13 protein-coding genes and 3 tRNA genes are annotated in these 14,176 nt (G+C 53.5%); 4 read left to right on the top strand and 12 right to left on the bottom strand.

Going from position 1 to position 14,176, the window contains the following annotated elements; genetic code table 11:
* Positions 1–195: 195 nt before the first annotated feature.
* Together TALK_RS08980 and TALK_RS08975 are read left to right on the top strand one after the other, a co-directional pair.
* Positions 196–1,446, top strand: coding sequence for an EAL domain-containing protein (locus tag TALK_RS08980; protein ID WP_085618005.1), 1,251 nt, complete (start codon positions 196–198; stop codon positions 1,444–1,446).
* Between the two features lie 303 nt (positions 1,447–1,749).
* Positions 1,750–3,120 carry a DNA polymerase IV gene (locus tag TALK_RS08975; protein WP_085618003.1) on the top strand — a complete coding sequence of 457 codons (1,371 nt, stop codon included), beginning with the start codon at positions 1,750–1,752 and terminating at the stop codon, positions 3,118–3,120.
* A gap of 87 nt (positions 3,121–3,207) precedes the next feature.
* Here the strand turns inward: TALK_RS08975 and TALK_RS08970 are convergent.
* The 6 genes from TALK_RS08970 to TALK_RS08945 form a co-directional block, all read right to left on the bottom strand.
* Positions 3,208–3,283 (bottom strand) — tRNA-Glu (locus tag TALK_RS08970).
* A 38-nt stretch (positions 3,284–3,321) separates the two neighbouring features.
* Positions 3,322–3,397 (bottom strand) — tRNA-Glu (locus TALK_RS08965).
* A 31-nt stretch (positions 3,398–3,428) separates the two neighbouring features.
* A tRNA-Glu gene (locus tag TALK_RS08960) sits at positions 3,429–3,504 on the bottom strand.
* 274 nt (positions 3,505–3,778) lie between these two features.
* Positions 3,779–5,032 carry an MFS transporter gene (locus tag TALK_RS08955; protein ID WP_245829792.1) on the bottom strand — a complete coding sequence of 418 codons (1,254 nt, stop codon included), beginning with the start codon at positions 5,030–5,032 and terminating at the stop codon, positions 3,779–3,781.
* Between the two features lie 19 nt (positions 5,033–5,051).
* Positions 5,052–5,744, bottom strand: a complete 693-nt coding sequence (locus tag TALK_RS08950) for a glutathione S-transferase family protein (RefSeq protein WP_085617999.1) — start codon at positions 5,742–5,744, stop codon at positions 5,052–5,054.
* Between the two features lie 109 nt (positions 5,745–5,853).
* Positions 5,854–6,684 (bottom strand): substrate-binding periplasmic protein, encoded by an 831-nt coding sequence (locus TALK_RS08945; RefSeq protein ID WP_169714986.1) that lies wholly within the window; start codon positions 6,682–6,684, stop codon positions 5,854–5,856.
* A gap of 521 nt (positions 6,685–7,205) precedes the next feature.
* Between TALK_RS08945 and TALK_RS08940 the strand changes: the two genes are divergently transcribed.
* Entirely contained in the window at positions 7,206–7,733 is a 528-nt protein-coding gene (locus TALK_RS08940; protein WP_139833770.1) for a bacteriophage CI repressor, read from the top strand.
* Between the two features lie 285 nt (positions 7,734–8,018).
* Here the strand turns inward: TALK_RS08940 and recJ are convergent, their stop codons facing one another.
* The 4 genes from recJ to TALK_RS08920 all read right to left on the bottom strand — a co-directional run bounded on the left by recJ (position 8,019) and on the right by TALK_RS08920 (position 11,176).
* Positions 8,019–9,785, bottom strand: a complete 1,767-nt coding sequence (gene recJ, locus TALK_RS08935; RefSeq protein WP_085617994.1) for a single-stranded-DNA-specific exonuclease RecJ — start codon at positions 9,783–9,785, stop codon at positions 8,019–8,021.
* A gap of 148 nt (positions 9,786–9,933) precedes the next feature.
* Positions 9,934–10,470 carry a peroxiredoxin gene (locus TALK_RS08930; protein ID WP_085617992.1) on the bottom strand — a complete coding sequence of 179 codons (537 nt, stop codon included), beginning with the start codon at positions 10,468–10,470 and terminating at the stop codon, positions 9,934–9,936.
* Positions 10,471–10,623: 153 nt separating this feature from the next.
* A complete protein-coding gene (locus tag TALK_RS08925) occupies positions 10,624–10,917 on the bottom strand; it encodes a type II toxin-antitoxin system RelE/ParE family toxin (RefSeq protein WP_169714985.1) in 294 nt (97 codons plus the stop codon).
* Positions 10,918–10,930: 13 nt separating this feature from the next.
* Positions 10,931–11,176, bottom strand: a complete 246-nt coding sequence (locus TALK_RS08920) for a type II toxin-antitoxin system ParD family antitoxin (protein WP_085617988.1) — start codon at positions 11,174–11,176, stop codon at positions 10,931–10,933.
* A gap of 143 nt (positions 11,177–11,319) precedes the next feature.
* Here TALK_RS08920 and TALK_RS08915 point away from each other — a divergent pair, with 143 nt between their 5' ends.
* The gene (locus tag TALK_RS08915) at positions 11,320–11,640 is read left to right on the top strand and encodes a hypothetical protein (RefSeq protein ID WP_245829790.1); all 321 of its coding nucleotides are present in this window, start codon (positions 11,320–11,322) and stop codon (positions 11,638–11,640) included.
* Between the two features lie 31 nt (positions 11,641–11,671).
* Here TALK_RS08915 and TALK_RS08910 read toward each other — a convergent pair whose 3' ends face one another.
* Together TALK_RS08910 and glpX are read right to left on the bottom strand one after the other, a co-directional pair.
* Positions 11,672–12,964, bottom strand: coding sequence for an Hsp70 family protein (locus TALK_RS08910; RefSeq protein ID WP_085617986.1), 1,293 nt, complete (start codon positions 12,962–12,964; stop codon positions 11,672–11,674).
* 133 nt (positions 12,965–13,097) lie between these two features.
* Positions 13,098–14,057, bottom strand: a complete 960-nt coding sequence (gene glpX / locus TALK_RS08905; protein ID WP_085617984.1) for a class II fructose-bisphosphatase — start codon at positions 14,055–14,057, stop codon at positions 13,098–13,100.
* Positions 14,058–14,176: the final 119 nt, after the last annotated feature.

Below are 14,176 nucleotides of genomic sequence, written 5' to 3'. Positions count from 1 at the left end.
CATTGTTCCCATGCAACAAACCATGCAACAGATACAAAAATACTGGCGCAAAATATAATTCGTAAAAACAAACTATCCGCCATTGTGATCTGTTAACACGACATTCAGGGACAATATGGTTTGATAGATGGTCTCATACCATTGTATGAAATCAGTATATTAGAACTTGCGCCTGTTTCTTTCGGGGAAGATAGAGTGATTGAACCGCAACAATTTGGCCAACAGGCCCTTCAGGAATACCTGATGCTTGACTATGTCCAGCGTCTGGAGCCCCGCAAGTTCGGGCACCGGGCTGTACATATTCATCTATCGCGGCTCAAACCCTTTCACCGAAAAGATTATCATATCCGGGTCGCGACCAATACATTCGAAAGCTATGTAAAGCTTTATGTCGGTCGTATCTTCGTCCTCAGCAATGATGATCTGCTGTTTATCTGGAAAGACAAATCGATTGCCGATGTCGAGCCGGGGGTTGATACGTTACGCTATCTGTTCCGCGACGACCCCCTGTCCCAGGACGAAAGCGAAGAAACCGGTTTCTGCACCTGGTACAATCTGAATACCGAATTCCAGGAATTCCTGCTTCTGTGCCAACATCTGGATGTACGTGCCAAAAAGTTGCAGCAAGCCCGCAATATGCGCCCGACGCAAAAACCAGAGAGCGTCCTGAGCCCGATCAACGCAGAAAATCTGGCCCAGCTTGAAGAAACCATTCATTCGGCCGATCTTTCCGAACATATCCGCCAGCAACCGGTTTGCGTTTTCGCCCGCGCCGGATCCAAGGAATTGCATCCGGTCTTTGACGAATTCTTTGTCTCGATCACCGACCTTCGCAATGCGGTCATGCCTAATATCGATCTGGCATCGAACCGATGGCTGTTCCAGCACATGACCGAAGTGCTCGACAAACGCATGCTGAACTATCTGTGCAAGCGAACGTTTAAAACCCATGCCAGCTCATTCTCGATCAACCTGAATCTGGAAACCCTCAATTCGCGGGATTTCGAACGATTTGACGAAGTCGTGCGCAAAAAATGGCCCGGCAATGTGATCATCGAACTTAATCAGGTCGATCTGTTCTCGAACCTTGAAACCTATTTGCGTGTACGTGACGAATTCCACCAACGCGGTTATCGCGTGCTGATCGATAACCTAAGCGTCGAAGCCCTGTCCTTTGTTGATCGCAAAAGCCTGAAGGCCGATTTCATCAAGGTCGCCTGGCGCGAAGAAATGACCGACAACGTCATCCGCAAGAAATATTCCGAAATGGATAACCTTGTAAAAGAATCAGGCCGTGAACGTGTCATCCTGTGCCGTTGCGATAGCCCGACAGCCATCAAATTTGGCCAGTCACTGGGCATTACCCTGTTCCAGGGGCGCTATATCGACAATATGATCGCCCGACAGCGCCGCGCCAAACGTGCGGCCGCAGCCAAGAAACCCTAGCCTTTTGCGCATGCAGTCTATGTTCAAAGCCGGTTGCCTTGCGACCGGCTTTGTTGTGTGCGGCCCAGATTGGTCGGATGGCAGGACACCGCGAGCTTGACTTGGCGGAGTTTTGACCGCGATTTGGCCGGGATTTAATCAGACAACAACCGGGCTCTGACCACTTTGGTCGGGTTCCCCGGCCGGGTCACACCCAGACCAAGGTTTGATCACGACCACACTCCTGACAGTTCCTGTCACCTGACGAGCCTGCACGCCACTTCTGCCCTTGGCAGACAGGGAACAAAAGCGGTACAAATAGACATGATCTATGCGCTGTGCCCTGAATGCCATCACAAATGGCGCCCCCACGAAAACCGGCTGCTTGCAAAAAGCGGGCCCGGGGCCTATACGCCCTGCCCGGTTTGCGGGGCCACGCGCGGCATTGCCCATGGCGAATTACCCGATCTTTCCATTGGCCATCTTGATTGCGATGCCTTTTATGCCTCGATTGAAAAACGCGACCGCCCGGAATTGATCGATCAGCCGGTGATCATTGGCGGGGGTCATCGCGGGGTTGTTGCGACCTGCTGTTATGTTGCACGCAAATTTGGCGTGCGATCCGCCATGCCGGCCTTCAAGGCCCGTGAACTTTGCCCCGACGGTGTATTCCTGAAACCCGACATGGCAAAATATCAGCGCGAAGGCTACAAAATCCGCGACATGATGCGCGCTGTGACACCCGATATCGAGCCCCTGTCGATTGACGAGGCCTTTATGGATTTGACCGAAGCACAGGCAATACACGGCAAAACGGCCGCTGAATGCCTGATCGACCTTCAGGCAAAAATCCGAACCGAAGTCGGCATCACGGTTTCAGTCGGCCTGTCCTATAACAAATTCCTTGCCAAGATCGCGTCTGATCTTAACAAGCCGTTTGGCTTTTCGATCATTGGTGCAGGCGAAGCCATATCGTTCCTGACCGATAAACCGGTACGCATGATGTGGGGCGTTGGACCGGCGATGGAACGCAAGTTGCACGACGATGGCATCACCACCATCGGACAGTTGCAAGAACTCAACATACACACCCTGCAGGGCCGTTACGGCAGCATTGGCAAACGGCTCTATCATTTCTCGCGCGGGCAGGACAACCGCCGGGTCGAACAAAGCACTGAACGTAAAAGCCTGTCATCGGAAACCACCTTTGACGAAGACATCGCCGCCCTTGATGACCTGATCGATATTGCCAAACGCCTGACCGCGCGCGTGGCAAGCGACCTTGCCCGCAAGGAAATCGCCGGACACACAGTGGTGCTGAAACTAAAATCATCGGATTTCAAAACCCGCACGCGCAATATGCGCCTGACCTATCCGACCCTGCGCGAGGATTTGATCCTTGAAACCGCGCTGACGCTTTTGAAAAAGGAAGTGGACGGCACAAAATATCGTTTGCTGGGTGTCGGTGTTGCCGATCTTTTCCCGGCCGAAATCGCCGATCCGGCGAATTTATTCGGCGAAACAGACGATGCATCCCCCATCGAACTGGTCGAAGACACCGGCGAAAGCGCCCTGCCCCCGGCCCGCCAAATACCGCAAATCCCGCGCCCGACGGCCGAGCAACTGCGCGAAAGCCTGACACGGCGCTATCGCCTGCATAAAAAAACATCGCGACAACATCGATTTGGGTTTTAGTTCCGGTAATTTCAGATCAAAAACAAAAAATGCCCGCCGATCCATCGTGCGAGCCGTACAGTCAAAACATCTATGTTTTGAAGAAAATGGCGTCCCCTAGGGGATTCGAACCCCTGTTGCCGCCGTGAAAGGGCAGTGTCCTAGGCCTCTAGACGAAGGGGACGCAGATCGCAAAGCGATTTTATGTGGACTGTGTTTCAGTGGCGTCCCCTAGGGGATTCGAACCCCTGTTGCCGCCGTGAAAGGGCAGTGTCCTAGGCCTCTAGACGAAGGGGACACGGTCACCAAAAACAGTCTGTGTTAACGAGTGGCGTCCCCTAGGGGATTCGAACCCCTGTTGCCGCCGTGAAAGGGCAGTGTCCTAGGCCTCTAGACGAAGGGGACGCAGCGCGTTAACGAGGCCGGTTTTTAGCGATTGGGTCGGGTAAGGTCAAGCGCGTTTTTCGCCGGTGTGACGTTTTTTTTAATCCCCCACCGAAAATGGGGCCATATCACGCCAAAAGCCGGGAAATCCAAGCATCGTTGTTTAACTGCAAGGATCAAGCAACAATCACGCCACGATCCCCCGGCAATTCCCCCAATATCGGCGCATACCACATAGCAGATGCATTCCTTTTGGCATGATGATCCAAACCAAAAGACGCAAAACCCTGTGATTTCAAGTCGCCCGCCGGCGCGTTCCCCACCAAAAAGCCCCCCCGGCAACCGCCAAACCGCATCCAAGGAAGACAAACATTACCTGATAACCTTCTGACGCGCCCGGTTCAAACCGGCCAATGATCACCCCGGCGATGCTTTGCAGAACAAAAAGCCCGCCAAAAGTCGCCAGATTGACCGTCGTCAGCGCCCGACCGATCAGATGTTCGGGCACCGCCGCCCGTGATGCGGCGTAGTTAAGCGTTGCACAGCTACCCAGAAGCCCGTGAGCCACCAGAAGCACCGTGGCCACCCCAAGAGCCGTCTGGCCAACCAGCGCCTGTAAAAAGCACAGTACAGCCGCCGCCAAAACAGCAAAGATAATAAGCCGATGCGCCGCCCCGCCCATCAGGCGCGACAACTGCCCATAGGCAGGCGGCCCGATGATCATGCCAATTGTCATCACCAAAAGGACATTGCCGACATCAACCGCGCCCAGATGGAACACATCCTGCAAATAGGGCCCGCCCCAAAGCCCCCGCACCGTCAGGATTGCCGGGTAACTGAAAAAGGCAACCCCAATCAAAAACCAGACCTGCCGGTTTTTCCATACTGACACCATACCGCGCAGCGCCTCGACCACGGTTTCGCCCTTGCGGGAATGAAAACTGTGATTGGGCGGCGCATCGCGCACCATGACAAACGTCAGAACAACCGAAAGCGCACTAAGCCCTGCCAGCCCGTAATAAGCTTCGCGCCAGCCGCGAAATTCAATCAATGCCGCCAGTGGCGTTGCCGACGCCAAAACACCCAGCAGGCTAAAGGCCACAATCAGCCCCGATGTCGCAGCGAACTTTTCCGGTGCGACCCAGCGTGATGCCAAAACCAGTGCGGCCATAAAAGCCGCAGAACAGCCAAGGCCGATCACCGCTTGGCCTGCCATCAATCCCACCACACTATGGGCATTGGCAAAAATCATCACGCCCACAACGGTGACAATCATCATCACCCCATTGGTCAGACGCGGCCCATACCGATCCAGCATCACCCCGACCGGAATTTGCATCAGGGCAAAGGCAAAATGGAAACTGCCTGATATCAGGCCAAGCTGTTCGGGGGTGGTGGAAAGTTCAACCCGAAGCGATTCCGCCAGCAATGCCTGGGCAGAACGGAAAAACTGGCTAAGCGAAAAGGCCAACAGGACCGGGGCAAGGATCCATATAAAGGCCCCCACCCCGTGCGTTTCCTGCTTTGGTGTTTTTATCTGATCAATCATGCCAATTGGCATAATCCGATCAGGAAGCCTCGGCAAGCCTTTGCGCGACATATCCCGGTGTATTGCCCTGATACGTCTTTGCTTTCAGATAGTTCAGGAACTTTTCACCAAAGTTTTCCGGTACCGAATGGATCACACTTTCACGCTTGACCAGACGATCCGCCCAGCCGCGCAAATTCGGATAACCCGGCAGATAATCCTCGTCCAAAGCGCGCTCAAGCAAAGCAAGACGGGCAAAAAGCGGTGCCCATGCGGCATCCACCAACGAGAATTCCGGACCATTAAAGAACGGCCCCTGAACCAGATCTTCGACCTGCTTGAAACCAGCAATGGTTGCCTTGCGATGGGTTTCGTAATCCGGTTCGGTTTGCGCAATCATCATCCGAAATGCATTCATGATCTGGTTCGACCCAACTTCGATCCACGACCGGTTATGGGCTTTTTCAAGCGGGTCTGCCGGGTGGAAGGACGGCGGATTGACCTCGTCGAGATATTCGTTGATCACCGCACTTTCAAACAAAACGCGATCGCCGATACGCAGGGTCGGCACCTTGCCCAAAGGCGAGATATCCAAAAACCACTGCGGCTTGTTCGCCAGATCAATATAGGTGACGTCAAATTCGACGTCCTTTTCAATCAGCGTGATCACCGAACGCTGCACAAAAGGGCAAAGATCGAAACTGATCAGTTCCGGTTTGATATGTGTCGTCATGAAAAAAAAGTCCCCTGAGATCGGATTAGGGCGCAGGCGCCCCGGCAATCTTCCTCAGATAAGACAAAAAGACCGTTATGCCAGCCCTGTTTTGCCCTGGAATCCGTTATTACCGCGTCATCGGTTCAAATTCAGGGGCCGGGGCAATGTCATCCCCATCATCGGGTACGGTCATGCCGTATTTGCGCCCAATTGCGGCAAATGTGCCATCACGATGCATTTCTTCAAGCGCCTGCTTCCACGGATAGATCACGAAATCCGGTGTCTGGTGCGAAAAGGCAAGATAAAGCGCGTAAGTGCCAAGATTAACCGCGGGCTCAACATCGGACAGGTCGAAATTGTATTTTTTGCGTTGATATTCCATGACCAGATCGGATGCTTCCCAAAGATCAATCCGCTCATTGGCAAGAAGTTGCAGCGCATTTCCCGGGGTATAAAGGGCAGCCAGGTTTTTAAAACCCTGTGCGCGCAAAAACTGTTCTGCGGCCCCACCCGCCTGCACGCCAATGGCGGCAACCTTGCGGGCGTCGTCCAATTCCTTGATATCAAGCTTGCTGCCGGTCATTTTATAAAGCCAGCCATGGGTGATCAATATCGGCCCCACCCACTTAAATTCGTCTTCGCGTTCGGCGGTGCGGACCATCGAGAAAACGGCGGCACCGGGCACACCCTTGACGATCTTTAAGGCCCGCTTCCACGGCAAGACTTCAAAATTCCCATTATGGCCCAATCGGCGGGCCATCGCCCGAACCATTTCGGCACCGGCACCGGTCAACCCACCGTCCGACATATAGTTAAAGGGGGCAAAATCCTCGGTATATATTTTTACCGATTGTGCTTCGGTGATGCTTTCTTCCGATAGCGGGGCAGAAAATGGTGCATGCGACCACAAGGCAACAACAATGAAAATTGCCACAATGATGGCGCGCCGCATGATCATGATGCTTCGCCGTTCTTTGACTTGAAAAAAGACACCCGTCCGTCGCATGCGTTTCCCTGTCAGCCGCGGAATACAACAAGCAGCAAAGAAGGAACCAAGTCGATCCAAGTAACTTATTGTCGCGTAACCTGTTTATTCAACAATGTATTTTCCGACATGTTGATTGCCAGTGACGCCGTACATATCTAGACTCTTTAAGGACCAACAGTCTGATAATAACGCCCCGTCACGTAAACGCATACGCGCCACATGCAAGAACGGATAAGCCTGAAAACGGCACCAAACTAACTTTAGAACTTGTTGATGTTGTATACTGTCTTCGAGTCTTTCGGCGCCCACTCTTCGCCGATCCCAAGATGAACAACGTCAGCGAACCCTTTGGTTAAAAAGCCAGTTAAAGTTGAACATGAGCAAGATTTATAACGAAAAAATTCGATATTCAACTAAAAAATTTCGATATTTCCGTTTTTCACGGAAAACGGGTAATCACGTCTCATCCCTTCAGAAATGTAGCCCGCGGCATGGCTAGGCCGCCCATAGTCAACTCCCTGCCCGCACTGGACAGTGCGCTGGGAGACCGTATCCGCTATGTTGTCGAATTGTTTGATCGCAAAAAAGACGCGGCACAAATCGCCGGCGTCATCCCCGAACAGCTGAACCGCTGGTGTCAGGCCCAATCAGAACCCCGGTTTGTCGGTATTACCCGCCTTGCCTTGTCACAAGGTGTCAGTCTTGAATGGATTGCCACCGGAAACGGAGAAATTCAATCCCACGCAAACGGCAAAACCACCCCACAGCACGCAACCCCGTCGCCAAACGACACACAACTTAAAAAACGCGATATCCTGATCGCAATTATCAGTGGTTTTCTGACCGCCGAGGACGTTGAAAACGGTCCGCAAATTGCGCAGGATATTATCGCGTCATATGATGAGATTGTCGAAAACATCGAAAATAATCGCGATCATAGCGAAATGGCCATCATCCTGTCACAGGTAATCACGGCCATCTTAACCCGGCAACAACAGCGTTCTTTTCGCAAAGAATGATGCAGGTTTTTCGCGTTAGAAATTCAGATCAGCCACAGCACAAATCAAAAGCGATAGCGCCGCAATCGCCCGCCATCGCGCCGGTTTCGGACTGAATTGACATCGCGATCAACGACCCCCTACCAAAACAAGGCCGCAGCCCGTCTTTATGACCGGTTGCGGCCTTGTTGCCTGGCTTATCTGCTGTGATCGCGGCAATCTTGTTTTTGCGACCCTATTGAGGGGCACGGGCATGCCACCTGATGACCTTTGCCACCGGGCGCCTTTCATAAACAGGTGCCGCCACTAGCCCAGAACCGGCAGAGCCACATCGTCAATCATCAACTGCACGCCTTCACGTCCCTGCCAGCTATCGCGGCGCAGATGACCAAGGATATGCAACGGACGCCCGCCATGCTTCAAAAGCGTCTGGCCCATATCGTTATCAAGGCTTCGAAACGCAATTGCCTTTAACCGTCCCTTGCCATTGCTGCCCGACAAAATGCACCGCACATGATCAGCCCCGACAACATCGGATTTCACCACCCGGCATTCCGGAAAAACAAAGCGGGGTTCAGCATTACCTGCGCCAAACGGCCCCAGTTTTTCGAGTGCCGTAATCAAGTCAACCGTGGCCCCCATGGCATGCATCCCGCCATCGACCGTCATGGTCGGGCGGATATCGTTTTCAGCAATGATTTTGGCAAACCGGGTTTCAATGAAGTCTTCAAACTCGGGGCGCTTTTCCGGATCAAGGGTAAAGCCCGCCGCCATGCCATGCCCGCCACCATTGATTAAAAGCCCTGTCTGACGTGCAGCAATGATCGCCGCCCCAAGGTCAATCCCGCGGACAGATCGCGCCGACCCCTTATACACGCCATCAACCATACCCATTACAAGGGCTGGCACGTGATAGCGGTCTTTAAGGCGGCTGGCGACAATCCCGATCACACCGGGGTGCCAATCCTCGCCCCCGACCAAAACCATCGCCCCGACTTTTGATTGGCTTTCGACAGCAGAGATCGCTTGATCAAGTACAATATCCTCAATCGCCTTGCGCTCGCGGTTGTATTCATCAAGCTTGCGCGCGATATCAAGCGCCTGCGCGGGGTCATCACCCGACAATAGCGTCGTGCCAAGGAAAGATTCGCCAACCCGCCCCCCGGCATTGACCCGCGGCCCCAGAACAAACCCCAAATGATAGGCACTTGGCGTTTCATTTACCCCGGCAATATCGGCAAGCGACGCCATGCCGATATTATGACGGTTGCGCATGATCTTGATGCCCTGGGTCACAAAGGCGCGGTTCAGCCCGCGCAGCGGCACCACATCGCAAACAGTCCCCAGCGCCACCAGATCAAGCCAATTTCGCAAATCCGGCGGACGAATCCCCGCTTGCTCCAACCAGCCACGGCCGCGCAATTCGCGCAAAATCGCCACACACAGTAAAAACGCCACACCGGCAGCACATAAATGCCCAAGCCCGCTTTCATCATCAAGACGGTTCGGGTTAACCACCGCCACAGCGGGGGGTAATTCCGGCTCGGCCGCGTGGTGATCGACCACGATGATTTCGATCCCGGCTTCCTTGGCATCGGTCAACGGTGCAAAGGCGCTAATGCCGCAATCCACAGTTAAGATCAAATTGGCACCGCGACGCTGTAACTCCAGCAAAGCCGGGCTATTTGGCCCGTATCCCTCGGTCAGTCGATCCGGGATATGCACAACCGCGTCACGGCCAAGGGCCGCAAACAACCGCTTTAACAATGCTGTGCTGGTCGCGCCATCAACGTCGTAATCGCCAAAGACCGCAATATTTTCGCCCTTGATCACCGCATCGGCAATCCGGGCGGCGGCCTTGTCCATATCTTTTAAGGTCGATGGATCGGGCATCAGATCGCGCAAGGTCGGGTTCAGGAAACTTTCGGCATCGTCCAGCCCGATATCGCGCGCCGCCATCACCCGGCCAACAATTTCGGGAACACCAAATCGCTGGGCAATTGTGGTCGCCAGCCGATCATCCAGATTGCGTTCCCGCCACCATTTGCCGGTAACGGACCGCTCGATCCCCATAAAAGTCTTTTCTTGCGCGTGCTGTGTCATGCCCCATGAAATAGCGCAATCTTGGACCTGCTTAAACTGGATAATTTTTTTACCCGCACAGCATGATCAAAACGGCGACCAAATCCACCAAGCGCCTTCACCGCCCCTGCGTCAAAGATCAGGCGTGCGGATTATCCCGACACCATTGCAGAACGTTCTCGGCATCCTGTGCCGGTGCGGTAACGGGATAGAAAACTTTGCTGATCTTGCCGTCCTCAAGGATCATGGTCAGACGTTTGAACAGACGCAGACCGTCGACATCAAAACCCGGCATCGCCATGGCTTCCTTGAACCGATGATCGGCATCTGACAACAAGGCAAAGGGAAGATGCAGGCGTTCGACCGCTTCTTTCTGATACGCGGTTGTCTGGCTTGAAAGCCCGAACAGGTTGGAAACACCAACCGCCAAAAGCTCTGTCGCATGATCACGGAAAGAACAAGATTGTGGCGTGCAGCCCTTGGCACCGGGAATTTCATCCCAGCCAGTGGGTGATGCTGTTCCGGGCTTTGATGTCCGTGGATAGGCATAGACAACTGTGCGCCCGGCAAGGACCGATAAATCAACGAACTGCCCGTTGGTTGCAGGTAACGAAAGTGCCGGTACGATTTGCCCGGTCAACCGTTCAATGACATGCGTGTCACTTTCCATATTCATCAACCATTCTCCCTGATTTCAATCGCGGACCTTCGCCTGCCGTTTTGGCCGTGTCCGTTACATTTGAAGATAGATGTGGTTGAACCAACAGAAAAGAAAGGGAGATTGCGCATGGTGGAAAACATCAGTTGCACGGCACCATAGCGTTTTGGATCACGGCTCAAGTGCACGCAAAATTTCCTGCCAGTTTTGTTGCCCCCCAAGAACACGCAAAATCACAATCTGATCGGGCTTGATCGTGTAAACAACAAGATGACTTTGGTGGCTATGAATATGGACGGGGGGTGAGAACTCTGGTCGTTCTCGTGCAATATTCGGCATCGCGACGATAGCGTCGAACACCTCAACTAACCCGTCAATATATGTATCCGCCTGATCAAGAGACCAGTTCTCTGCCGTGTAGCGCCAGACATCATCAAGGTCATCCAGCGCCCTTGGCGACAGCAAGTAATGCGTCGGCCTAGCGGACAACATGGCGCGTACGCATTCTCAATTTAAATTCTTGGGCGTCGAACGCTTGCGGCGCACCACTTTCAACACCGTCGGTTATGGCTGCTTGCAGAACCCCGATTGCTTTTTGACGCTCCTGATCTTTGCGTATCAAGTCGCGCACATAGTCACTTGCGTTGCTGTATTGTCCGGTATCGGCCCGATGTTCAACCCATTCCTTCATCAAATCAGGCAAAGAAACATTCATGGTTGCCATAACAACACCCTCCTTGTTCGGTAGAGGATAAAGCTAGATGACAAAAATTGTCAAATTTATTGACAAACTTTGTCATTAAGTGCTGGGCTTGAAGAACCCTGAAAGCTGTGCAAACTGACGACAGAAAAGAAATGGATACGCCAATGCCCCACAAAAAAGGCCTGCGGATCACCCTGACGATCCTGTCCATCCTTGGCGCACTTCTTTCACTGCCAATGGTGATGATGTCGCCGATGATGTTTGACACGCCGGGATCGGAAAACAACCCGGTCACCCAGATGCTGTTTTACAGCCTTCTGGCCTTCCCGGCCCTGTGCCTGATGGGCGGCATTCTGCCATGGGTGCTTAAGCGCCACCCGCAATCGATCTGGCTTTATGCGCTGAGCGGCTTGGCCGTTGGTCTATTTTTCGCAAGCATTGTGCTGCTGCAAATTCAGTGTGATGGAAGCTTTTCTTGCTTGTAAAAAAAATCCTCCCGAATGGCAGGATTTTAAATCAAACAATCCCCTCATCCGCCGCGATCAGCGCCAAGCCGTGTGCCACCGACAAGAACGGCTGACCGATTTCGATGCGATCTTTACCAAAGCCGTCTTCAAAGATTTTGCGCACGGCCGGGACATAGGATGTACCGCCGGTCATGAACACCTTGGAAACATCGCCTGCCTTTAAGCCCGCCTGATCAAGGCAGTGTTTGGCAGCGGCTTCGATTTCGGCCATATCGGGGGCAATCGCGGCCTCGAAATCCGCACGGGTCAAACGTTCTTCGATTTCCACACCGCCATGAGAAAATTGCAACAAAGCAGTTTCATTGTCAGACAATTCTGCCTTGGCTTTTGACACGGTTTGATAGAGGTGGAAGCCCATTTCCTCTTCGATGATCGCCACCAAATCTTCAATGTCATCCGGCTTGCTGGCCGAACGGATTAGGCTTTTGATTTCGTTGATGGTTTTGGGCTGATTCATCATGGCAAGTTCATGCCAGCGTGAAAACGCCGTGTAATATTGACGCGGCACCGGAAGTGTCGCCCCCATCGAACGATAGTCCGAACCGAAACCAAGGCGCGGCCAGACGGCTTTTTGGATGATGCGATAATCAAACCGGTCACCCGCCACCCCAAGGCCGGTATGGGCCAGTGGCTGCACACCGCGCATACCAAGCCCCGGCGTAAAGCGAATCAGTGAAAAGTCACTGGTCCCGCCGCCAAAGTCTGCCACCAGTACGGTTTCAGGTTTATCAAGTTCGCGCCCGTAATAATAGGACGCGGCCAAAGGTTCATAGACCATGGCTTCAACGTCAAAACCGGCCTGCTCATAAGCACTGCGCAGGCGCATTTCGGCAAAATCATTATCCGGGTTGCTGCCCGCAAAGGCGACAGGACGGCCGGAAATTACCCGTTGCCCCAACCAGCCCAGACTGTCCTGCGCCAGATGATGGATTTGGGTTAGGAATGTCGCGATCAAGTCTTCGATCGAATAAGTCGCGCCAAAGATATCCGTCCCGTCAAAATTCTTGGCCGCAAGGTAGGATTTCATCGACTGGATCAGACGGCAATCATGGCTTTCCTTGAGATATTCATTGATCGCAAACGGGCCAGAGCGACTTTGCAGATGCGTCGGCGCGCCCGGTGCGGTCAGTTCCTGTTCTTCCCAGAAATACAGGATGGTGCGATAGGTATCGAAACTGTTCTGCCCGACTTCAAAGGTCGCAGAACGCACATTACCGTTGCTATCAGCCACGGCAAGCACCGAGTTGGTCGTACCAAAATCAAGGGCGATTATTTCCGACATGCTGTGCTCCGGCAAAGGCGTTTCATTTTCAAGGGGGCGGAGGATGTAGCGCAGTCCGCCCCGGCCCGCAAGCCATAAACGAATAAAGGGAGTGCAAAGGCACTCCCTTTATTCCGCAATCGACAAAAACTGATTACTTGTACCAAATTTTCCGGCTGAAATCATGAACGGCGCGCACATAACGGACCGTGCCCGATTGCGAGCGCATCACGATGCTTTCGGTTTCGGCCCCATTGGCAAAACGGCGCACACCGCGCAACATTGCGCCATCGGTTACACCGGTTGCCGCAAACATCACATTGCCCTTGGCAAGGTCGACCAATTTGTATTTGCGGTTAAGGTCTTCGATGCCCCATTTCTTGGCGCGTGCGATCTCGTCATCATTACGGAAAACAAGACGGCCCTGAAACTGACCACCGATACAACGAAGGGCGGCTGCGGCAAGAACACCTTCTGGCGCGCCACCGGTACCCATGTAAAGATCAATGCCCGATGTTTTCTGCGAGGTCGCAATAACACCGGCCACATCACCATCACCGATCAACATGATGCGTGCGCCCGCTTCGCGGGTTTTGGCAATGATGTCCTGATGGCGTGGGCGATCCAGAATGCAAACAACAAGGTCGGAAACATCACACCCCTTGGCACGTGCAAGGCTTGTCAGGTTTTCGGCCGGGCTGGCGTCAAGATCGACAACATCATCGGGCAAACCACCGCCAACTGCGATTTTTTCCATATAGGTATCCGGCGCGTTCAGGAACCCGCCTTTTTCCGCCATGGCAACAACCGCCAAAGAGTTCGGGCCGCCGGTTGCACAGATGGTTGTGCCTTCAAGCGGATCAAGCGCGATGTCAATTTCCGGGCCTTTGCCCGAACCGACTTCTTCACCGATATAAAGCATCGGGGCTTCGTCACGTTCGCCTTCGCCGATCACGACAGTGCCGCGAATATCCATGCTGTTGAGCGCATTACGCATCGCATCAACGGCGGCCTGATCGGCTGCTTTTTCATCACCGCGCCCCATAAGCCCGGAACAGGCAAGTGCTGCGGCCTCGGTCACACGAACGGTTTCAAGCGCGAGATTTCGATCCATAACTTCATCCTCGTCGTTAACGCGGGGTCTGGGGGCCCCGTCTCTTTAGCTTCCCGGCGCATCCCGTCTGGGTCGGGACTTCTTATAATTACGCCTCGCGGTATTATACCTGCGAGGCG

This window comes from Thalassospira alkalitolerans, assembly GCF_002115745.1.
GTDB classification, from domain to species: Bacteria; Pseudomonadota; Alphaproteobacteria; order Rhodospirillales; family Thalassospiraceae; genus Thalassospira; species Thalassospira alkalitolerans.
Note: the sequence above shows the minus strand (reverse complement) of the source record. Positions and strands in the feature narration are given on the sequence as shown.